The organism is Vibrio sp. 2096 (assembly GCF_033339595.1).
Classification (GTDB): Bacteria; Pseudomonadota; Gammaproteobacteria; order Enterobacterales; family Vibrionaceae; genus Vibrio; species Vibrio alginolyticus.
This window is the reverse complement of record NZ_JAWOUX010000004.1, coordinates 302498-324640: the sequence shown is the minus strand read 5'-3', so window position 1 is coordinate 324640 and position 22143 is coordinate 302498. Positions and strand designations below refer to the sequence as shown.

At 45.2% G+C, this 22143-nt stretch carries 17 protein-coding genes; 9 read left to right on the top strand and 8 right to left on the bottom strand.

Annotated features, from left to right (window positions below):
- Window positions 1-13: 13 nt before the first annotated feature.
- The 7 genes from ilvN to R7Q41_RS10295 form a co-directional block, all read right to left on the bottom strand.
- Window positions 14-508 (bottom strand): acetolactate synthase small subunit, encoded by a 495-nt coding sequence (ilvN, locus tag R7Q41_RS10325; RefSeq protein ID WP_005379697.1) that lies wholly within the window; start codon window positions 506-508, stop codon window positions 14-16.
- Between the two features lies 1 nt (window position 509).
- A complete protein-coding gene (locus R7Q41_RS10320) occupies window positions 510-2234 on the bottom strand; it encodes an acetolactate synthase 3 large subunit (RefSeq protein ID WP_005383061.1) in 1725 nt (574 codons plus the stop codon).
- A 449-nt stretch (window positions 2235-2683) separates the two neighbouring features.
- A complete protein-coding gene (locus R7Q41_RS10315) occupies window positions 2684-4492 on the bottom strand; it encodes an AMP-dependent synthetase/ligase (protein WP_033906039.1) in 1809 nt (602 codons plus the stop codon).
- A gap of 293 nt (window positions 4493-4785) precedes the next feature.
- The gene (gene calR / locus R7Q41_RS10310) at window positions 4786-5745 is read right to left on the bottom strand and encodes a LysR family transcriptional regulator CalR (protein WP_005379693.1); all 960 of its coding nucleotides are present in this window, start codon (window positions 5743-5745) and stop codon (window positions 4786-4788) included.
- A gap of 555 nt (window positions 5746-6300) precedes the next feature.
- Window positions 6301-7347, bottom strand: coding sequence for an MJ1255/VC2487 family glycosyltransferase (locus R7Q41_RS10305; protein ID WP_318108349.1), 1047 nt, complete (start codon window positions 7345-7347; stop codon window positions 6301-6303).
- Between the two features lie 3 nt (window positions 7348-7350).
- On the bottom strand, window positions 7351-7899 hold the full coding sequence (locus R7Q41_RS10300) for a phosphatase PAP2 family protein (protein WP_033906038.1): 549 nt from the start codon (window positions 7897-7899) through the stop codon (window positions 7351-7353).
- A gap of 152 nt (window positions 7900-8051) precedes the next feature.
- On the bottom strand, window positions 8052-8849 hold the full coding sequence (locus R7Q41_RS10295; RefSeq protein ID WP_053303329.1) for an SH3 domain-containing protein: 798 nt from the start codon (window positions 8847-8849) through the stop codon (window positions 8052-8054).
- A gap of 519 nt (window positions 8850-9368) precedes the next feature.
- Here R7Q41_RS10295 and leuA point away from each other — a divergent pair.
- The 5 genes from leuA to R7Q41_RS10270 all read left to right on the top strand — a co-directional run bounded on the left by leuA (window position 9369) and on the right by R7Q41_RS10270 (window position 15333).
- Complete coding sequence (gene leuA, locus R7Q41_RS10290) at window positions 9369-10916, top strand: 2-isopropylmalate synthase (RefSeq protein WP_005379685.1); 1548 nt, start codon at window positions 9369-9371, stop codon at window positions 10914-10916.
- A gap of 82 nt (window positions 10917-10998) precedes the next feature.
- Complete coding sequence (gene leuB, locus R7Q41_RS10285) at window positions 10999-12090, top strand: 3-isopropylmalate dehydrogenase (RefSeq protein WP_005379683.1); 1092 nt, start codon at window positions 10999-11001, stop codon at window positions 12088-12090.
- 110 nt (window positions 12091-12200) lie between these two features.
- Window positions 12201-13601, top strand: a complete 1401-nt coding sequence (gene leuC, locus R7Q41_RS10280; protein ID WP_005379681.1) for a 3-isopropylmalate dehydratase large subunit — start codon at window positions 12201-12203, stop codon at window positions 13599-13601.
- A gap of 11 nt (window positions 13602-13612) precedes the next feature.
- Complete coding sequence (leuD, locus tag R7Q41_RS10275) at window positions 13613-14215, top strand: 3-isopropylmalate dehydratase small subunit (protein ID WP_042522424.1); 603 nt, start codon at window positions 13613-13615, stop codon at window positions 14213-14215.
- Window positions 14216-14550: 335 nt separating this feature from the next.
- Window positions 14551-15333 (top strand): DUF547 domain-containing protein, encoded by a 783-nt coding sequence (locus R7Q41_RS10270; protein ID WP_170893667.1) that lies wholly within the window; start codon window positions 14551-14553, stop codon window positions 15331-15333.
- A gap of 143 nt (window positions 15334-15476) precedes the next feature.
- Here the strand turns inward: R7Q41_RS10270 and djlA are convergent, their stop codons facing one another.
- The gene (djlA, locus tag R7Q41_RS10265; protein ID WP_005383076.1) at window positions 15477-16331 is read right to left on the bottom strand and encodes a co-chaperone DjlA; all 855 of its coding nucleotides are present in this window, start codon (window positions 16329-16331) and stop codon (window positions 15477-15479) included.
- 266 nt (window positions 16332-16597) lie between these two features.
- Here djlA and lptD point away from each other — a divergent pair, with 266 nt between their 5' ends.
- From lptD to rsmA, 4 genes are read left to right on the top strand one after another with little or no spacing between them, the layout of a single operon-like run.
- Window positions 16598-18943 carry an LPS assembly protein LptD gene (gene lptD, locus R7Q41_RS10260; RefSeq protein WP_005379673.1) on the top strand — a complete coding sequence of 782 codons (2346 nt, stop codon included), beginning with the start codon at window positions 16598-16600 and terminating at the stop codon, window positions 18941-18943.
- A gap of 59 nt (window positions 18944-19002) precedes the next feature.
- Window positions 19003-20286, top strand: a complete 1284-nt coding sequence (gene surA / locus R7Q41_RS10255) for a peptidylprolyl isomerase SurA (protein ID WP_053306855.1) — start codon at window positions 19003-19005, stop codon at window positions 20284-20286.
- On the top strand, window positions 20276-21274 hold the full coding sequence (gene pdxA, locus R7Q41_RS10250; RefSeq protein ID WP_005383085.1) for a 4-hydroxythreonine-4-phosphate dehydrogenase PdxA: 999 nt from the start codon (window positions 20276-20278) through the stop codon (window positions 21272-21274). The genes surA and pdxA overlap by 11 nt, the downstream gene beginning before the upstream one ends.
- Complete coding sequence (gene rsmA, locus R7Q41_RS10245; RefSeq protein ID WP_005379669.1) at window positions 21271-22080, top strand: 16S rRNA (adenine(1518)-N(6)/adenine(1519)-N(6))-dimethyltransferase RsmA; 810 nt, start codon at window positions 21271-21273, stop codon at window positions 22078-22080. The genes pdxA and rsmA overlap by 4 nt, the downstream gene beginning before the upstream one ends.
- Window positions 22081-22143 lie beyond the last annotated feature (63 nt).

Genomic DNA, 22143 nt, shown 5'->3' with positions numbered 1-22143 from the left:
TGCAATCAGAGAGTTAAGGTTTGAGGGCTCGCTCTCCTCGCGCAATGCCAACGACACCACTACGAGCAACTTCGACAACTTCGGTCACTTCGGATATCGCTTGAATGAAGGCATCTAGCTTTTCACTCGTACCCGCAAGTTGTACGGTGTATTGGGAAGCCGTGACATCCACGATCTGGCCACGGAAGATGTCTGCCGTCCGCTTCACTTCTGCTCGCGCAAAACCACTGGCTTTCACTTTCACCATCATCAGTTCACGCTCAATGTGCTCATACTCGGTGACTTCTTGTACTTTCAGCACATCGATCAATTTGTGTAACTGCTTCTGAATTTGTTCCAACTGCATCTCATCAGATGTCGTGGTAATGTTCATTCGCGACAAGGTTTCATCATCAGTCGGTGACACCGTCAAAGATTCAATGTTGTAACCACGTTGAGAGAACAAACCAACAACACGAGACAACGCACCTGGTTGGTTTTCCAATAGCAATGAAATAATGTGTCTCATATTAAGTTCTCTCCGTTTTGCTTAGCCACATTTTATCCATACCCTCACCTTTGATTTGCATCGGGTATACGTGTTCGGTTTCGTCTACGTTGATGTCCACAAACACCAGACGATCTTTCATATCCAACGCTTTTTGTAGCCCTTCTTCGAGCTGATCAGGCGTTTCGATACGAATACCGACGTGACCATAAGCTTCTGCAATCGCTGCAAAATCAGGAACAGAACTCATGTAAGAATTAGAGTGACGGCCTTGATAAATAATGTCTTGCCACTGTTTTACCATGCCTAAGAATCGGTTGTTCAGGTTGATGATCTTCACTGGAATGTCGTATTGCATGGCTGTCGACAATTCTTGAATATTCATCTGAATACTGCCGTCACCAGTCACAACCACGACCTCTTCTTGTGGCATGGCAAACTTCACGCCCATGCCAGCCGGAAGACCAAATCCCATGGTGCCAAGACCACCAGAGTTTATCCAACGGCGCGGCTTATTGAATGGGTAGTACAGTGCCGCAAACATCTGATGCTGGCCCACATCAGACGCCACATACGCGTCGCCATTAGTTAGCTTGTGCAGCGTTTCAATTACTTGCTGTGGCTTGATTCGTTCTGGAGACGTTTCATAAGACAAGCAGTTGCGATCACGCCACACTTGAATGTCATCCCACCATGCGGTGATAGCATCTTGATCATTTTCACTACCTTGCTCTGCAAGCAGCCCGAGCATGGTTGTCAGCACTTTTTCCGCAGAACCTACGATCGGCAAATCCACTTTCACGTTTTTCGAGATCGATGACGGATCGATATCAATATGCATCACTTTTGCGTTTGGGCAGTACTTTTCAAGGTTGTTGGTTGTACGGTCATCAAAACGCACACCGATACCAAAAATAAGATCCGCTTCATGCATTGCCATATTAGCTTCGTAAGTGCCGTGCATACCCAACATGCCCAGTGAGTTTTTATGTGTACCCGGGAATGCCCCCAAGCCCATCAAAGTACTCACTACTGGTAGGTTCAGTTTGTCGGAAAGCTCTAAAATATGTTCATGGGCGCCAGAAATCACTGCACCACCACCGATATAAAGCACTGGTTTTTTCGCTTCTAATAGCGATTTAAGCGCTTTTTTAATCTGGCCTTTATGGCCCGAAGTTGTCGGCTTGTAAGAACGCATTGAAAGCGTTTCTGGATATTGATAAGGCAGTTTGATTTGCGGGTTCATCACATCTTTTGGCAAATCAATCACAACTGGACCAGGTCGACCCGTAGTCGCAATATAAAACGCTTTTTTGATTGTTTCAGGAATATCTTCCGCTTTTTTTACTAAAAAGCTGTGTTTGACCACTGGGCGGGAGACACCGACGATGTCACACTCTTGGAAAGCATCATTACCAATTAGGCTATTCGGTACGTTACCCGAGATAACGATCATTGGGATAGAGTCCATATATGCTGTTGCAATACCCGTAATGGTATTGGTCGCGCCCGGCCCCGAGCACACAAGTACGACACCCGGTTTACCGGTAGCTCGAGCGTAACCATCTGCCATATGAGTGGCGGCTTGCTCATGCCTTACAAGTACGTGTTTGATTTGATCGGTTTTGGCATGCAGTGCATCGTAGATATCCAAAACAGAGCCACCTGGGTAGCCAAAGATCTGCTCTACGTGCTCTTCTATCAGAGATTGAACCACCATCTCTGCGCCTGACAACATTGCTGTCATAATTGCTCTCCTTAGCCAGTTTCCTCACCGTAAGGTCAACGGATTGGTCTGGTTTTACATAGTCTAGGTCTTATTCGTAGCCTAATCGAAATACTTCCACGTTTTCGGCTATGTCTTGCGTTCGTCATAACATCCCGCAAGGTTACCCAACAAATGTAACGTTTTATTATCAAAGGGTCTAATGAGAGATTGGTCTACTTTTTAAACAAGATACTAGTAATTAGAATGTTAGTAGGAATAGCAGCCACACATCTCCTATTTCACAGTACAACCTAAAAAATTAACGCTTAAAAAAAGAACATTATTTCATAAGCTTTTAGCTACAGGGTGCTAAATAGCGTTATTTGACGAGCAGAACAGAAAAAATCAATACAAACAAAAATCCCCAGCAATGCGCGATCACATCACTGGGGATTTTTTCATCAATATAAAATCTAAGTCAGCTTAAGTTACTTTTTATCCGACTTTTCCTTATACATTTCTTCAATTTCATCTTGGTATTTGTCATTGATGACTTTACGACGAAGTTTTTGAGTTGGCGTTAACTCACCATCATCCATAGAGAAAGCTCTTGGTAACAGTTTAAACTTCTTCACTTGTTCAAACTTTGCCAACTCTTTTTGAAGATCGTTCACACGCTTCTCAAGCATTTCGACCACCTGGTGGTGCTTAATCAACTCAACGCGATCGTGATATTTGATATTCAGCTCTTTCGCGTACTCTTCTAGCGAGTCATAACAAGGCACGATAAGCGCAGAAACAAACTTACGAGTATCCGCAATGACTGCGATTTGCTCGATAAAGTGGTCTTTACCAATCGCACCTTCAATCATTTGTGGAGCGATGTATTTACCACCTGAAGTTTTCATCAACTCTTTGATACGATCGGTGATGAACAAATTGCCATTTTCATCAATGTAACCAGCGTCGCCCGTTTTTAGGAAACCGTGCTCATCAAAGGTCTTTTCCGTCTCTTCTGGCATTTTGTAATAGCCACGCATCACCATTGGACCACGAACCAGAATCTCGTTGTTTTCGCCGATCTTAACCTGTGCGCCAGGCATCGACATACCAATAGAGTCGGGGTTAAAACATTTATCATCCCAACACGATACTGTCGCAGTGGTTTCAGTCATGCCGTAGCCCAACTTAACGTTGATACCAATCGCATGGAAGAATCGACCGATGGTTTCATCCAACTTTGCACCGCCACAAGGCATAAAGTTGATTTGCCCGCCAAGTAGCGCACGCAGTTTGCTCAGAACCAACTTATCCGCCAAAGCGTATGACTTACGCAGCAAGAGCGATGGCTGACGTTTTTCTTGATGACAAGCGGCCATTTTTGCGCCCATGTTGACTGCCCAAGTAAACATGATCTTACGGTGAATCGGCGCGCGAGACACTTTCTCGTGAATCGCAGAGAAGATCTTCTCATAGAAACGCGGTACGGCACACATCACGGTAGGTCGCACCTGGCTCAGTGCATCACGTACTTGCATGGTGTCTTGCAAATAGCAGTTGGTCGCCCCTTTGTACAATACATAAAAGGTCCAAGCGCGCTCAAATACGTGTGACAACGGAAGGAAACATAATGACACGTCACTTTGAGAAAGGCTCAAGCGCTGATCGTGCCCTTCCAATTGCGCCGCAATGTTTGCGTAGTCCAACATAACGCCTTTTGGCTGTCCTGTTGTACCCGAGGTGTAGATGAGCGTGAGTAGATCATCTTCTTTTGCCTGATCTAAACGCGCGTCCAATTCAACTTGATATGTAGTGTCGCCTTTGGCAACAAATGCTTGCCAAGAGATAACGAAATCATGATCGCCAAGTTCTATATCATCAGACATCGCAACAATGAGCTCTAACTGTTCGCACTGGTCGAAAATGCTCACTGCTGCATCAAATTGAGGCTGTTCACCAACAAACAGAACTTTGACGTCTGCATTGTTAATGATGTACGCCGACTGAGCGGCAGTATTGGTTGGGTAAATAGGTACTGTCACGCTGCGTAATTGCAGTGCTGCGATATCAGCGATCGTCCATTGCGGCATGTTGTTCGAGAAAATGCCGATCTTATCTTGGACTCCTAATCCCTGAGCCAAAAGTGCAAGTGATAAAGCATCAACTTGCTGACCAAATTGCGTCCACGTAATACCTTGCCACTCCTCACCCACTTTATGCTTGAGTGCAACGCGTGTACCACCGTTCGCAATTTGTTCACGAATACGTTTAACGATATGAAAATCTAACTTGGCCATTCTTTTACTTACCTTTTGGCTTACAGGCGTAAGCTAATTGAGCGAACAAGTGTACTCACGGCTTGCTAAAACGCAACTGACCAGTATCAAACTTATCACTAATAAGAGACAACTATCACTTATACGTCGCGAACGTACCTCAAATTGCTGAATGATTACTCTATTTAACTTACTGTTTCGATTGTTGATTACGAAAACAAAAAGCCCCGAGAGACAAAAATCGCTCGGGGACCAATGAATTGTAAAAATTGATGATTACCAATATGGTCTAATCGAGAAGACCAAACGTCATCTTATTTTGCGGCAACGACTTCACCACAAGTGATCATCAGTTGATCGCGTAGCCAAATGTGGCCTTTATCTTTTTCACTTGATTCATGCCAGCTTAAGAAGCCGCTGATTTCTTTGTTCGCAAATGGGAAATCAAGAATTTGCAGTTGATCGCTGTTTACCGCATTTTCCGCCATCCAACGTGGTGCAATAGTCACAAGCTCAGATTGACCCACCACGTATAGTAGGTTGCTTAAACTAGAACCTTCATACGCCGCTTGGCAATCCAGTTCACGGTACGCTTGCTCTGAGAAACTACGTTGGCCATGCACTTTCGATAACTTCGCATGCTTTTCGTTAAGCAGTTGCTCAGCCGTCACACCACCTTGAATGCGTGGGTGGGTTTTTGATGCGATAACCACTAATTCATCTTTGAAGATTTCAGTACTTGAGAAACCTTGCTCATCAAAACGAGCGTAGTCGATCACGAAATCAATTTCTTGGTAGCGCATACGCTCAGACAACAAACGGTCAAATTCTGCATCTAGATGAAGCTGAACGTTTGGTGCTTGTTGATTCACTTTTGCCATGATCTTCGGAGCAAAACGCATGTCACAAGGGCTGCAAATCGCAAGCTTGAATAAGCGAGTCGAAGATTCTGGCTGGAATACGGAGCTAGGAAGTTCATTGCGAATCAGCTGCAGTGCTTGGCGAATAGGACCAAACAGTTGACGTGCTCGTTGCGTAGGCTGAATACCACGGCCTTGGCGCATGAATAGCTCGTCGTTAAACATCACTTTTAAGCGTGCCACGGCGTTACTTACCGCCGGTTGAGACATGCCTAGGTTATGTGCTGCACGAGTAATATTTTGCTCTTGCATTACAGCATCAAATACTGTCAGTAGGTTTAAATCTACACCACGCAAAGTGCTTTCCATACGGTAGCTAGCAATTGCGCTCATCGCGTCTTTCTTCTCTAACATTGAGTGCGCCTCTTTTGTAATCGTCAACTTTGTTCATTAAATTCATAACGAATAGAATCCCATCTCGCACAAAAGACGGCGGCTGGATTCGAATCATTTTACGAATAGATAACCTAACTTTTTATTATATTTATCGTCCGGATACTTCCGGCTCGAACTGTACTATCAACTAATCGATTGCGGTTTCGCAACTAGATTGATATTTAATCAGTAAATTTTAGCCAATTAGGTATTTATTTGTTAAATAACAAAGGCTTGATAAAAACATAAAAAACTATAAAACACGTAAAAATGCATTCTTTGAGGACGTATTTAGCAAATTGATAGGACAGGCGGTCAACACAAGCATGCATTTAGCTCAGTTATTAGTTGAAATAAGAACAACAGATGACAGCTATATCTCTGATTGAATTTTGCACTTATCAGTCAAATTATCAGCAAATACACACTGAATAGAAATGAGAGAGGAAGAATAAAAATGCAGCCTTCCAAACAGAAAGGCTGCAACAAAATCGTGTCAAAAATGGAAGGAACAATGTACTTAGAACAACGTACTTAAATGTTCGACACGTAACTTGGAAAATCAACCTGCTCCCACAGTTGTCTGGATAACTCTGCTTTTGAATCCCATGCACCTTGCAGTACCCAATGAACAATAGCCTGAGCAACATCTGGGTATTTCACACTTTCGGCTTGTTGCTCCTTTAGCCACTGGCGTACTGCGGAAATGTCTAAGCTCTCCATCGACATCGCAAGCCCTAAGTCTTCTAAGGTCGCAACATTGCTCTGCTGCTCGAATTGACCCGCGAGTGGCTTTAGTAACAATTTTTTCCCCAAAGACAAGGCTTCTGAAGGAAGCTCAAACCCACCATTAGCAATGACACCACTACAGCGATGCAAATGATGCTGGAAGTTGCTGTGGCATAAAGGGCGCAGTTCTATGTTTTCTACCTGCTCACATTCGATCACACCCGGGTGATAACAGATAAACGCTTGTTGATTAAAGTGGAACAATAAGTCCGAGATATCTTCAATCGATTCGAACGGTAGATACACCAACACGAAGTCGTCGTTTTCTGCTTGGCTATCGACGGTATGCACTATTGGTGGTAACAAAGGTTGATCAAAATGATGCCAATGCAAACCAAGGTGGTGTTGAGAAGGCGCAAAGTATTCAATGACGGATTTATCTAACCAACTTGCTCCCTTTAGTGGCACCGGATAACGGAAAGCATTTTGGTGGCTGATACCAATAGAAGGCTTATTTTGTTGTCTCGCTGCCCACGCAGTCACAGGTTCGAAATCATTAATGATAAGATCGTAGGACGACAGATCGAGTTGCTTAACTTCTTTGAAAAACTGCACCAAATTGTTATTCAATGCTGTTTTCGCGTAGTTTACAGAGCCTTTTTCGGTAATAAAGGTGAAGCCTCGGCGAGTCTGGTAATCGCCAAATGCTTCCATTGAAAAGTATTTTTCCGGCGCTCGCCCAGAAAACAAAAAGTCGACCTCAACATCGTGCTCTTTAAACGCATGACTCATCGCCCTTGCGCGTGCAATATGTCCGTTTCCTGTCCCTTGAACACCGTACAAGATTTTCATCAATTAGCCTCCTAACATCGCAATCGCTAATCCACCACAAAGACTGCCAAGCAGTGCACCAATGATGACATCGGTAAAAAAGTGCACACCCAATAAGATTCGCGCGGTTCCGATTAAACTTGCCCAAAAGAATGCAGCAACGCCTAGGCTCGGATAGAAATGGTCAATCAGCGTCGCCATGACAAACGCAGCGGCAGTGTGTCCTGAAGGAAGACTATAGCGATCAGAGGGGGTAATAAAAGCAGGAAGGAGTGCATTAAGCTCTTCAGGGCGACGACGCTTAAAACTATTTTTCAGCGTCCAATAAATTGGTAGCTCGATAGCAAAAGCAAGTAAACCCGCCAGTAAAAACCAGACTCCTTGCTCCTTATCTAAATACCAAGCTAATAACCCCAACACCAAGTAAAGATGCCCGTCACCACTGTGGGAAACTCCTTTACTGATATTGGCGACTTGTTGATTAAAACGGTGCTTAAGACAAACACTAGAGAGCGCTAAATCAAACTTAGCAATGGTTGCAATTGGCTGTGTAATTGTCTCTATGGTTCGCATGTGACCTTTCCTTACTTTGACAACGCCTTTGTGTGAAAAGTAGGAGGTTTAGGTGACAACAGCATGACGGGAGTTTGGACAATTAATGACAAAGGCCAAATTAAGGTGCGCCCAACAATTTATCTATTGGGCATAACCATAAAAATAGAACATTAAGAAGGGTTTGATAGTTGCGGTTGAGGGGTGTCTATATACCAGACTTTTCTCTTCTTGCGGCAGGCGCGCAAAGAGCCCGTCGTCATGTCGCCATCTTTTGTAAGCTCATAGCTCAGTGAGCGGCAAGTATAGTTTCCCGACAGTTCATGCTCTATACTCGTTTGCTCCGTTTTACTCGAGTTAGGCTCTAGTAAAGGGTTAGGCTGTGTAGATAAAATGTCACGATTTATCACATTGCTGCGCGCATAATCCTTATGGACATAACCTTTTATCACTCCTTTCTGTTCAACGAGAAACCAAGGTTGATCAACTACTTTTGCTAGCACATTAAAGACTTCCCCTTTCGATAATACGCCAAGCTTTTCCCCTTCAAGACTCGGTTTGGAGCGTAGGTTTAATGTGGTCTTAGAGCGGTAAGAGACATCCATAAACTCTACTGGGTTTGAGGTATCGACACCTTCAGTGGTTGGTCGGAAAACTTCCGCTTGCTGTTTCTCACTAGGTTGAACACGGATCTTCCACCAAGAATACGTTTCCGGATCTTTACCTTTAAACTTATTTCGGCTGTCAGACTCAAGGGCAACAAGCATCTGATTCAAGAACGATTCGCGTCCTTCATAACTCAAAAATCGATCCATTTGATCATTGATGACCATGACGCTCTGTGAGTGATCATTCATAACAACGGGGGAAGCCACTTCCACATAGGTCTGCGATTGAAACAGCTGACAACCCGACAAGCTGACCAGAGTAAGTACTATGGCTGAACGTCCAAATTGTTTTGTTAACCTCATTCTTTCCCTAACCCTTATATTTCTTTTACCTAGTGCAACTGCACTACTATAAATGGTCATTCAAAACTTTTGCCAAACAATTCGGACCTTTGTGTGACAAGTCGCAATCCCGATGCTTGTTTTGGTAATGAAACGTCGCAAACTTGATGAGAACTTACTTCTTCTAGCACGTTTCTATCGCATCATGTCGTTTCACTTAGTGCATCATTTTTTTCAAGCAAACGAAAAGACTCATCCGATATGAATAAAAAATCGACTTTAGGGTTGACGCGCTTCATGGAGTGCGGTACTAATTTGTTAACTTAATTATGTGGAAAGCTTAACAACTATGTCAGCTCATTTTTCTATCCTGCTTAGCCTCCTCCTGATCGTGACCAGTTCGCGCGGGTAGGCTGTGGAAGAAAAATAACCACACCAATTTCTAAGAACCCGCATGAGAATGCGGGTTTTTTTATATCTAAATACTGGAAGTAAACGATTCACTTGCGCGAAAGTGCAGAAATCAGGAAGGAAGCAAACATGAACGATCAGGTCATTATATTCGACACCACATTGCGTGATGGCGAGCAAGCGTTGTCAGCAAGCTTGACGGTTAAAGAAAAACTGCAGATTGCCTATGCGCTGGAAAGACTCGGCGTTGATGTTATCGAAGCTGGCTTCCCAATCTCTTCACCAGGTGATTTCGAGTCTGTACAAACCATCGCAAAAAACATAAAAAACAGTCGAGTTTGTGCCCTTTCGCGTGCCGTTGCGAAAGACATTGATGCTGCCGCTGAAGCATTAAAAGTGGCTGACCAATTCCGTATTCACACGTTTTTAGCCACTTCCACCATTCACGTAGAAGACAAACTACGCCGCAGCTACGACGATGTACTAGAAATGGCAGTCAACGCCGTTAAACATGCACGTAACTACACTGATGATGTCGAGTTTTCTTGTGAAGATGCTGGTCGTACTCCAATCGACAACCTATGTCGCATGGTAGAAGCCGCCATCAATGCAGGTGCGAGTACAATCAACATTCCAGATACCGTTGGCTACACCGTACCAAGTGAGTTTGGTGGGATTATTGAAACCCTATTTAACCGCGTTCCGAACATTGATAAAGCGATCATCTCCGTTCACTGTCACGACGATTTGGGGATGTCAGTTGCCAACTCTATTGCCGCCGTTCAAGCTGGCGCACGTCAGATAGAAGGCACGATCAATGGCATTGGAGAGCGAGCGGGTAACTGTTCACTTGAAGAGATCGCAATGATCATCAAGACTCGTCAAGAGTTTTTGGGCGTTCACACTGGCATTAAGCATGATGAAATTCACCGCACCAGTAAGTTGGTTAGCCAGCTATGCAATATGCCTATTCAAAGCAACAAAGCAATTGTGGGTGCAAATGCGTTTAGCCACTCTTCAGGCATCCACCAAGATGGCATGTTGAAGAATAAGAATACCTACGAAATCATGACCCCTGAGTCTATTGGCCTAAAAAACCAAGCTCTGAACCTAACCAGCCGCAGCGGTCGCGCTGCCGTGAAGAGCCATATGGATACCATGGGTTACAACGAAGACGAGTACAACCTAGACGCGCTGTATGCGGATTTCTTGAAACTTGCTGATCGCAAAGGCCAAGTGTTCGATTACGACCTAGAAGCCCTAATGCACTTCTCGAACTTGCGTGAAGAAGATGACTTCTACAAATTGAGCTACCTAAGCGTGCAGTCTGGCAGCGTAATGGCTACCACCAGCATCAAAATGCAATGCGGTGATGAAGAAATGTGTGAAGCAGCGGTCGGTAATGGCCCAGTTGATGCGCTATACCAATGTATCTACCGCGTGACAGGCTACGACATCGTTCTGGATAAATTCGACCTAACCGCGAAAGGTGAAGGTGAAGATGGTTTGGGTCAAGCAGACATCATTGCCAACTACAAAGGTCGCAAATACCACGGTACGGGTGTTTCCACCGACATCGTTGAGGCTTCCGGCCAAGCATTATTGCACGTTATTAACAGCATTCATCGTGCAGATAAAATCGAAGAAATGAAGCAGAAAAAGATTGCGACTGTGTAATAACAACCGGGCTACACGGCTCAGGAAAGAACACGCTCGTTGAAATAATTAAGCTCAAAATTAGAAAACTTAAAGGATTAACATGACAGACAAATCGTACAAAATTGCCGTCCTACCCGGTGACGGCATTGGCCCGGAAGTAATGGCGCAGGCACATAAAGTATTGGATGCAATCGAAAAGAAACATGGTATTGCGTTTGAGCGTGACGAGCATGATGTCGGTGGTATCGCGATCGACAATCACGGTTGCCCACTTCCAGAGAGCACAATAAAAGCATGTGAAGAGTCTGATGCAGTCCTATTCGGCTCGGTTGGCGGCCCTAAGTGGGAGCACTTACCACCAAATGACCAACCTGAACGCGGTGCCCTACTGCCACTACGCAAACACTTCCAACTGTTCTGTAACTTACGTCCAGCGCAAATTCACTCAGGTCTTGAAGCTTTCTCACCGCTACGTGCAGACATCTCGGGTCGCGGCTTTGACATCGTGGTAGTCCGTGAACTGACGGGTGGTATCTACTTCGGCCAACCGAAAGGTCGTGAAGGTGAAGGCGCAACAGAAAAAGCATTTGATACTGAGGTGTACCACCGCTTTGAGATCGAACGTATTGCAAAAATCGCTTTTGAATCTGCTCGTCTACGTCGCAAGAAAGTGTGCTCTATCGACAAAGCGAACGTTCTACAAAGCTCTATCTTATGGCGTGAAGTAGTCGAAGAAATCGCAAAAGACTACCCAGATGTCGAGTTGTCACATATGTACATTGATAACGCGACTATGCAGCTTATCAAAGACCCTGCTCAGTTCGACGTAATGCTGTGTTCAAACATCTTCGGCGACATCATTTCTGATGAATGCGCGATGATCACAGGCTCTATGGGTATGTTGCCATCAGCAAGTCTAAACGAAAGCAAATTCGGTCTGTACGAGCCAGCAGGTGGCAGTGCACCAGATATCGCAGGTAAGAACATCGCTAACCCTGTGGCACAAATCCTGTCTGCGGCACTGATGCTACGTTATAGCCTAGGTGAGGAAACGGCGGCACAAGACATTGAAGCGGCAGTTTCAAAAGCACTATCAGCGGGTGAGCTTACGGGTGACCTTGCTGGTGACAACCCAGCACTTTCGACGTCTGAGATGGGCGATAAGATCGCTGAGTACATCTTAAACTCTTAATACAGAACAGATTCATAATAAATACTAAATCCTCTATCCACCAATGACTTACCTCTAAGTCATTGGTGCTAAAACAAAGCAACAAGGATAACGAGGAAAGGAAGCAAACAATGGGCAAAACATTATACGAAAAAGTCTACGACGCACACGTTGCCGTCGCAGCAGAAGGGGAAAACCCAATCTTGTACATCGACCGTCACTTGGTACATGAAGTGACGTCTCCGCAAGCATTTGACGGCTTGCGTGAAAAAGGTCGCAAAGTGCGTCAGGTCAGCAAAACTTTTGCCACCATGGACCACAACGTCTCCACAACAACCAAAGACATCAACGCATCCGGTGAGATGGCACGTATCCAGATGGAAACGCTATCGAAAAACTGTGAAGAATTTGGCGTTACGCTTTACGACATTAACCACAAATACCAAGGTATTGTGCACGTTATGGGCCCAGAGCTTGGTATTACCCTACCGGGAATGACCATTGTTTGTGGTGACTCGCACACGGCTACACACGGTGCGTTCGGTTCTCTCGCTTTTGGTATTGGTACATCTGAAGTTGAGCACGTATTAGCAACTCAAACGCTAAAACAAGCGCGCGCTAAAACGATGAAGATCGAAGTAAAAGGCAAAGTGGCTCCGGGTATCACGGCTAAAGATATCGTGCTAGCCATCATCGGTGAAACCACAGCTGCTGGCGGTACAGGTTACGTAGTTGAATTCTGCGGTGAAGCGATCACAGACCTTTCAATGGAAGGCCGCATGACCGTATGTAACATGGCGATTGAGCTAGGAGCGAAAGCCGGTTTGATTGCACCAGATGAAACCACGTTCGAATACATCAAAGGCCGTAAATTCTCACCTCAAGGTGCGGATTTTGATGCAGCAGTAGAGTACTGGAAGACATTAAAAACGGACGATGATGCTCAGTTTGATGCAGTCGTGACACTAAACGCAGCGGATATCAAACCACAAGTCACTTGGGGTACTAACCCAGGCCAAGTGATCGCAGTAGATCAACCTATCCCAGCACCAGAAAGCTTTGCCGACCCAGTAGAAAAAGCATCGGCAGAAAAAGCATTGGCTTACATGGGCCTAGAGGCAGGCAAGTCATTGTCTGATTACAACGTCGATAAAGTCTTCGTTGGTTCTTGTACTAACTCACGTATCGAAGACATGCGCGCAGCCGCTGAAGTAGCGAAAGGTCGCAAAGTCGCGCCTCACGTTCAAGCGCTAATCGTTCCTGGCTCTGAGCAAGTAAAAGCGCAAGCAGAAGCGGAAGGCTTGGACGTTATCTTTAAAGAAGCGGGCTTTGAGTGGCGCCTGCCAGGTTGCTCGATGTGTCTAGCAATGAACAATGACCGTTTGGGTCCACATGAACGTTGTGCGTCTACTTCAAACCGTAACTTTGAAGGCCGCCAAGGTCGTGATGGCCGTACCCACCTAGTGAGCCCTGCGATGGCAGCGGCGGCAGCAATTGCTGGTCACTTTGTAGATATTCGTGAACTAGACTAAGGAGCAAACCAATGTCAGGCTTTAAACAACACACAGGCTTAGTTGTTCCTCTAGATGCAGCGAACGTTGATACTGATGCCATCATTCCAAAGCAGTTCCTACAAAAGGTCTCCCGCCTAGGGTTTGGTAAGCACCTATTCCATGACTGGCGCTTCCTAGACGATGCTGGCGAACAGCCAAATCCAGAGTTCGTGATGAACGCACCTCGCTACCAAGGCGCGTCTATCTTGCTGGCTCGTGAGAACTTCGGCTGTGGCTCATCTCGTGAGCACGCACCGTGGGCACTAGCGGATTACGGCATCAAAGCGATGATCGCACCAAGCTTTGCCGATATTTTTTACGGCAACTCGATCAACAACCAAATGGTACCAGTTCGCTTGACTGAGCAAGAAGTGGATGAAATCTTCCATTTTGTTGAGGCGAATGAAGGCGCAGAAGTGGAAGTAGACCTAGAAGCGAATGTGGTTCGCGCCAACGGCAAAGAGTACAGCTTTGAAATCGATTCGTTCCGTCGTCATTGCTTGCTAAACGGTTTGGACAACATTGGTCTAACCCTTCAGCACGAAGATAAGATTGCCGAGTACGAAGCGAATATTCCAAGCTTCTTGCGTTAAGACGCGTTAGTAAATACACAAATCAAGGGCTGGCAATTGTCGGCCCTTTTAATGTTTTGGGTAACTGTTCTCATATCGCTTTGCTTACAGAATACCGAACGCCTCTGTTGAAATTCGTCATCCTGAGCAGCGACGAAGGAGTGTAATTCAGGATCTACTGCCAGAGCGCACTGTGCAGATTCATACTGTCTTTACTCAAGAGTTTGTGGGTATTAGATTCCTGATATCGCTTATGCTCCTCAGAATGACGGCGAATAAAGACCACTGATTACTGAAAGAAAACAAGCACTAAACTGGTCTACACTATCAACAATATCTCATTCAAAGGTATCTCTATGAAGCGTCTGTTATTGCTGTTGTGTGCTCTGGTTTCTTTCTCGACATTTTCCGCTCCAAAATCCGACTTATGGCCATATTGGAAACAATCGAATCAAGCCAACCAAACCCAAATTTCTCATCAAGAATGGCAACAACTACTCGATACTTATTTAGTTGAACAAGGCGAGAATACCTTGTTTCGTTACAGCCAAGTCTCCTCTGTCGATAAAACCAAGCTGAAACAATACATCCAGCGTTTGGCAAAACTAGACCCTCTACAATACAGCCAAGCAGAGCAATATGCCTATTGGGTAAATCTTTACAACGCCATCACGGTAGATCTTATTTTGGATAACTATCCAGTCGAATCAATCACCAAGCTAGGTGGTTTATTTAGCTTTGGTCCTTGGGGAGACGATGTGGTCGTGGTCAACGGGAAGGATCTAACTTTAAACGATATTGAACATCGAATTTTGCGTCCAATTTGGAATGACCCAAGAACGCATTACGCCGTAAATTGTGCAAGTTTGGGATGCCCTAACCTACAAGCTCAAGCATTCACTGCTGACAACACGCAAGCTCTACTGGATAGTGCCGCCAAAACATTTATCAACAGCAGCAAAGGCGTATCTATCCAAGGTAACACGGCACAGCTGTCTTCTATTTATGATTGGTTTGCAACGGACTTTGGTGGAGAAAAACAAATCTTCAAACACATCGCAAAGTACGCACCGCAATACAAAAACTTCTCTGGCAAAGTGAAATACGAATACGATTGGGACTTGAATCAAGCCAACTAAACTGGGGGATGTGAGGTCAATTAGCATTAGGGACATAATAGGCCAAAAGCTAAAGACACCGGCAACTCAAAGACTAAGACATGAAAAAAAAAGGGCACTGAGTGCCCTTTTTTACATCCAAATGTTTGATAGAAAACGTCCGACTACTTAAAGCCTTTGACTTTCTTAATCAGATCGTAAGCGTTTTGAATCTCTTGAGATTTCTCTTTCGCAACGTTCATCATCTCTGGTGGCAAACCTTTTGCCATCAATTTATCTGGGTGATGCTCGTTCATTAGTTTACGATAAGCACGCTTAACGGTTTTACTGTCTGCATCTGAAGACACATCCAGAATTTTGTACGCGTCGGCCAACTGATCCGCTTGTGAAGCTTGTTGCCAGCTACCACCTGAAGATTGGCCTTGATGCTGACCATGAAAACCGCCCTGGCTTTGGAAACGAAATGCGGCTTCTTGCATTTGCAAACGACGCTCTAATTGCTCAGAAGAGAAACCCAAACCACGTGCAATCTTGTGTAGTACATTTCGTTCACTCGGGTGGATCGAGCCATCTGCAAAGGCCGCCGAGATTTGCAGCTCTAAGAAAAATTGCAACAAGTCAAAGCGACCAGCTGTCGAAATTTTCACACGAACAAGAACATCTTCTAACGGAAAGTCGCTGTCTTTACCTTCACGAAACGCGTCTTGCGCTGCGCGACGCTGTTCGCCATGCAAATTCATGCGGTCCATCATGGCAGAAGCCAGTTGGATTTCCTCTTTGGTGACTTGGCCTTTCGCTTTTGCCACATGTCCCATTACCGCAAACGCCGCTTTAAAAAACTCTTCTTGGCGCTGAGCTTGACTTGGCCCTTTTCCAAAGCCGCCAGTAGAGAACCCGGCTTGACTCAAGCGACGTGCTTTATCGAATTGATGGCCAATAAATAAGCCAAAGAGTAAACCTAGCGGCCCGCCAAGTAACAAGCCAAAAAAGGCACCCAGAATTTTGCCAAAAATATGCATTATGTGTTCTCTATCAATGAATTTTTATCGACGACGGCGGTCTTATAGTGCCGGATGCAACGATTTCCTTTATGATAATGGAATTAGTTTTATTTCGGCTAGGCCATTTCGCCTGCTTATCTTTGCAGCTATTTTGTCGTCATTATGCCACAGTGAATCAATACGCTGGGATAAATGCGACTATAGTTGATTCATTTGGCTATTACGCTAGGGTACAACAAGCCCTATAGCCATCGAGTAGTAGTGACACAGGAAAGTTCAATTCAATGCAACATTTCTCCCGCACATTTTTAGCGGCCTCTATCAGCACCGCCTTGTTTGTACCCACCACTCAAGCTGAAGCGAATATCCATGATAGTGTGCAGGAAATGCCCGCCACAGATCAATGTTTGGTCGATACAAGTGGCGAGGAGGACGCTCTTAATACCCCAGTAGTGGTAGAAGCTGACACCCTGCAAGCCATCAATGGTGACAAAGCTCAGTACTCAGGTAATGTACAAGTCACCCAAGGCCAGAAGAAAATTACCGCAGATAGCGTAACGCTGCACCAACAAGACAACGTCGTGGTTGCCGAAGGCAACGTGACTTTCAATGACGGCCAAGTCAAAGCTCGATCTGATCGTGTTACTAACGACATTAATCAAGATACGTTTTCACTTGAGAACACCGATTATCAGTTCCTTTGCCAACAAGGCCGAGGCACTGCAGCCTATATCGCTCGCACAGGTCAGTCGGTTTATGAACTCGAAGACGGCTCTATCACATCGTGCCCTCAAGGCGATAATTCATGGCGATTGGTTGCGTCAGGCATCGATGTTGACCAAGATGAAGAGACAGCGACGCTGCACCACCCTCGATTTGAAGTGTTAGATGTGCCTGTTTTCTATGTGCCGTATCTAACCATGCCAATTGGAGATACGCGTAAAACGGGTTTCCTCTTCCCTTCTTTATCGTACGGTTCTAGTGATGGTATGGAAGTCGAGGTGCCATTCTATTGGAACATCGCGCCTCAATATGACATGACACTCACCACGCTCTATATGCAGCAACGTGGTACAAAACTCGATACTGATTTCCGCTACCTAACAGATGGTTGGGGAAATGGGGAAATCAAAGGCGAATACCTCAATAGTGATCGCAAATATCAGGACGAGTCTCGTTGGGGCTACCAAGTTAAACACGACGGTATCATCAATAAACAGTGGATAGTCAAAGTCGATTACTCAAAAGTGAGTGATATTGATTACTTCCTCGATCTCGACTCCGACATTGGTAACCGTGAAGATGGTCAACTGGTTCAAGAAGGACAAGTACAATATCGTTCTGACTTCTGGGATGCCTCGTTAACCGTTCGTGACTTCCAAATCTTATTGAAAGAAGAGAACCGCCCTTATCGCCTGCTTCCTCAGTTAGACTTGAACTACTACACGCCGTTGTGGGGAGATTACCTTAACTTTGACGTGAAGAGCCAAGTCAGCCGCTTCGATACGAGCGATGCTGCGCGACCAAATGCGACCCGTGTTCACATTGAACCAGGGCTTACATTACCACTCTCAAACTCATGGGCAACGTGGACAACAGAAGCGCGTGTGCTCTCTACGTATTACTCTCAAGACTTAACGGGTTTGACAGATGTAAACTTGCAAAACCAGTTGGATGATGAAGTTTCTCGTGTTATTCCTGAGTTCCGTACGCATGCGCAACTTTACTTAGAGCGAGATACAAGCTGGATCAAGGGCTACACACAAACACTGGAGCCTCAGCTGCAGTACTTGTACGTACCTGAAGAAGATCAAACCAACATCTACAACTACGATACCACCTTGCTACAAACCGACTACTACGGGCTATTCCGCAGTCGTAAGTACAGTGGCATTGATAAAATCGCCTCGGCGAACCAGTTAAGCTACGGTGCGAGTACTCGCTTCTTTGATGATGACTATAAAGAGCGTCTTAACGTTTCATTTGGTCAGATTTACTACTTCGATAAAAAGACCAAACTGAGCAACAGCCCAAATCTTCCGGATGAGACAACCAATTACTCATCATGGGCAATTGAAGCTGATTTCAACTACAACGATTACTTGTTCTATCACGGTGGAATTCAATACGATATTGATTTGAGCTCCATGCAGTTGGCAAACAGTACCTTGGAATACCAATTCAACGGCGGCTTTATTCAGGGTAACTATCGCTACGTTACGCGTGAATACATCGAAGATACGATCATTCTCGAAAACCTAGACACAATTACTCGTAAAGGTATTTCTCAAGCAGGTATTGTAGCGGCCTACGAGTTCAACCCGAACTGGTCTGCGAGTGGTCAATACTACTACGACCTCAATGAAAATGCGGACCTAGAATGGTTAGCGAGCCTACGTTACCAATCTGACTGTTGGTACATTGGCGTCACTTACTCAAACCAATTGCTTGGTTGGGAAGACCAAGCTATCGGCAGCACCGGGGCATCACCTGAATACGAAAATAACTTCAGCGTTAACTTCGGTATTCAAGGCTTTGCGACCAACCAGCGTGAAGACACTGCTGTCAAAGAACTGGATGGTTCTGACAACGCGATTAAGTACGGCCGCCCATTCTATCTGAACAATTAATCAAAATAGGCGTCTTAAATGAATAAGACGCCTATTCAAAAATACTGACGGAATTTTAAATGAAAATTTGGAAATCAATCTTATTCACGACCCTACTCTCTTGCGGAGCGGTTGCAGCACCAGTAGAGATCGATAAGGTTGCGGTCATCGTGAACGACGGTGTAGTTCTACAAAGCGACATCGAAACAGCGATGAAAACGCTGCAAGCCAACGCACGTCAAAGTGGAAAGAGCTTACCTTCTACCAGCGTATTAAAAGAACAAGTTGTTGAAAAACTTATTATTGACACGTTGCAAGGCCAAGAAGCAGACCGTATTGGTGTGCGTATTGACGACAACCGTTTAAACCAAGCGATTGCAGAGATCGCACGTAATAATGAGCAAACAGTAGAACAACTCGCCGCTTCTGTAGAAAGTGAAGGTTTAAGTTACCCAGAATTCCGCGAACAAATTCGTAAGGAAATCGCCGCATCAGAAGCCCGCAATGCACTGGTTCGTCGCCGTATTAATATCCTTCCAGCAGAGGTAGATAGCCTTGCTGAGCAACTATCACAAGAAACCAATGCGACTGTTCAATACAAAATTGGACACATTCAACTGCGCTTCTCTGACGATAAAGAAAAATCTGCTGTAGAAGCAGAAGCTAAAGCGCTCGCGAAAAAGCTAAACGAAGGTGCAGATTTTACGGAGATGGCCTACACCTACTCTAAAGGTCCTAAAGCTTTACAAGGTGGTGATTGGGGCTGGATGCGTAAAGAAGAGATGCCAACCATCTTTGCTGATCAGATCAAGATGCAAAACAAAGGCAGCATTATTGGTCCATTCCGTAGTGGCGTTGGTTTCCACATCCTAAAAATAGAGGATGTCAAAGGCCTAGAAACGGTTGCGGTAACGGAAGTAAATGCGCGTCATATTTTGATTAAACCAACCGTGATTCTGAGCGACGAAGGGGCGAAGAAGCAACTGAATGAATTTGTACGCCGCATCAAAGCCGGTGAAGCAACGTTCGCTCAATTGGCAACACAATACAGTCAAGATCCTGGCTCGGCAGCACAAGACGGTGAACTAGGTTATCAAACACCAGATCTTTACGTGCCAGAATTCAAGCACCAAGTAGAAACTCTGCCAGTTGGCTCAATCAGCGAACCGTTCAAAACCGTTCACGGCTGGCATATCGTTGAAGTGTTGGATCGTCGCCAAGTTGACCGTACTGACTCAGCGATGAAGAATAAAGCTTACCGCATTCTATTTAACCGTAAATTTAATGAAGAAGCGGGCGCATGGATGCAAGAGCTACGCGCAAGTGCGTTTGTTGAAATCGTGGATGACAACAATGACAACTAATACAATTCGTAGAATTGTCGTAACCGCAGGGGAACCTGCGGGTATCGGCCCAGACTTAGTGCTTGCCCTATCGAAAGAAGATTGGGCGCACCAAATTGTCGTCTGTGCCGATAAGAATATGCTGACGGAGCGAGCCAAGCAGCTTGGCATCGAAGTCCAACTGTCTGATTACAATCCAGAAGAAGCACCTAAAGCACAAAAAGCGGGCACGCTTATCGTTGACCATATCCAAATATCGGAACCTGCGGTCGCAGGTGAGCTCAATGAAGCGAATGGCCACTATGTACTAAAAACGCTAGAAAGAGCGGCTTTAGGCTGTATGAATGATGAATTTGATGCTATTGTCACCGGCCCTGTTCATAAGGGGGTGATTAATCGCGCAGGTGTTGCATTCAGTGGTCATACTGAATTTTTCGCCGAGAAGTCACAAACGCCGCTAGTTGTAATGATGCTAGCAACGGAAGGACTACGCGTGGCGCTGGTTACAACACATATTCCTTTAGCTTATGTGTCCAAAGCTGTCACCGAAGAGCGATTAGAAAAAATCATCGATATTCTTCATAAAGACCTTGTAGAAAAGTTTGCTATCGCACAACCAAACATCTACGTTTGCGGGCTTAACCCTCATGCTGGCGAAGATGGCTGCTTAGGTCGTGAAGAGATCGAAACCATCACTCCAACACTGGAAAAAATTCGACAAGAAAAAGGTATCAACCTGATCGGCCCTCTGCCGGCTGATACCATTTTCAATGAAAAATATTTAAATGATGCTGATGCTGTTTTAGGCATGTACCATGATCAAGTATTGCCAGTATTAAAATACAAAGGCTTTGGTCGTTCAGTAAACATTACTCTTGGTCTACCTTTTATTAGAACATCGGTGGACCACGGTACTGCATTAGATCTGGCAGGGACAGGTCAAGCGGATACAGGGAGTTTCCGAACAGCGCTCACGCATGCGATAGATTTGGTAGAGAAGAAACAATGAGAAATGATGTCCATTTAGGACACAAAGCGCGTAAACGTTTTGGTCAAAACTTCCTGAACGATCCATACATTATTGATGGGATCGTATCAGCGATTAACCCAAAACCAGGTCAAAACCTGGTTGAAATCGGTCCTGGTCTTGGTGCAATCACTGAGCCGGTAGGTCGTGAAGTAGATAAGTTCACAGTTATCGAATTAGACCGCGATCTGGCGGAACGCCTACGTACTCACCCTGAACTGGCAGATAAGTTGACCATCCATGAGGGTGACGCTATGCGTTTTGACTTCACTCAACTAGTGAAGCCAAACAACAAGCTGCGCATTTTTGGTAACTTGCCATACAACATCTCTACACCATTGATGTTCCACCTTTTTGAGTTCCATAAAGACATTCAAGACATGCACTTTATGCTGCAAAAAGAAGTGGTAAACCGCTTAGCCGCCGGCCCTGGCAGCAAAGCTTACGGCCGTTTAACGGTAATGGCTCAGTACTACTGTAAAGTGGTACCGGTACTGGAAGTACCGCCAACGGCATTCGTTCCACCACCGAAAGTGGATTCTGCCGTTGTTCGTTTAGTGCCTTACGAAGAGCTGCCATGCCCGGCAAAAGATCTGCGTTTGCTCGATCGCGTTTGTCGTGAAGGCTTTAACCAACGTCGTAAAACCGTTCGTAACTGCTACAAATCGTTGTTAAGCACAGAAGTACTAGAAGAGCTAGGTGTTAATCCAAGCATGCGTCCAGAGAACCTGACGCTAGAACAATTCGTCGCAATGGCGAACTGGCTTGCGGATAACCCGCAGCACTAAGAACTCAAACAATGAGCCAAACCCTTGTAGGTTTGGCTTATTATTATTGGGATATTACGTTTC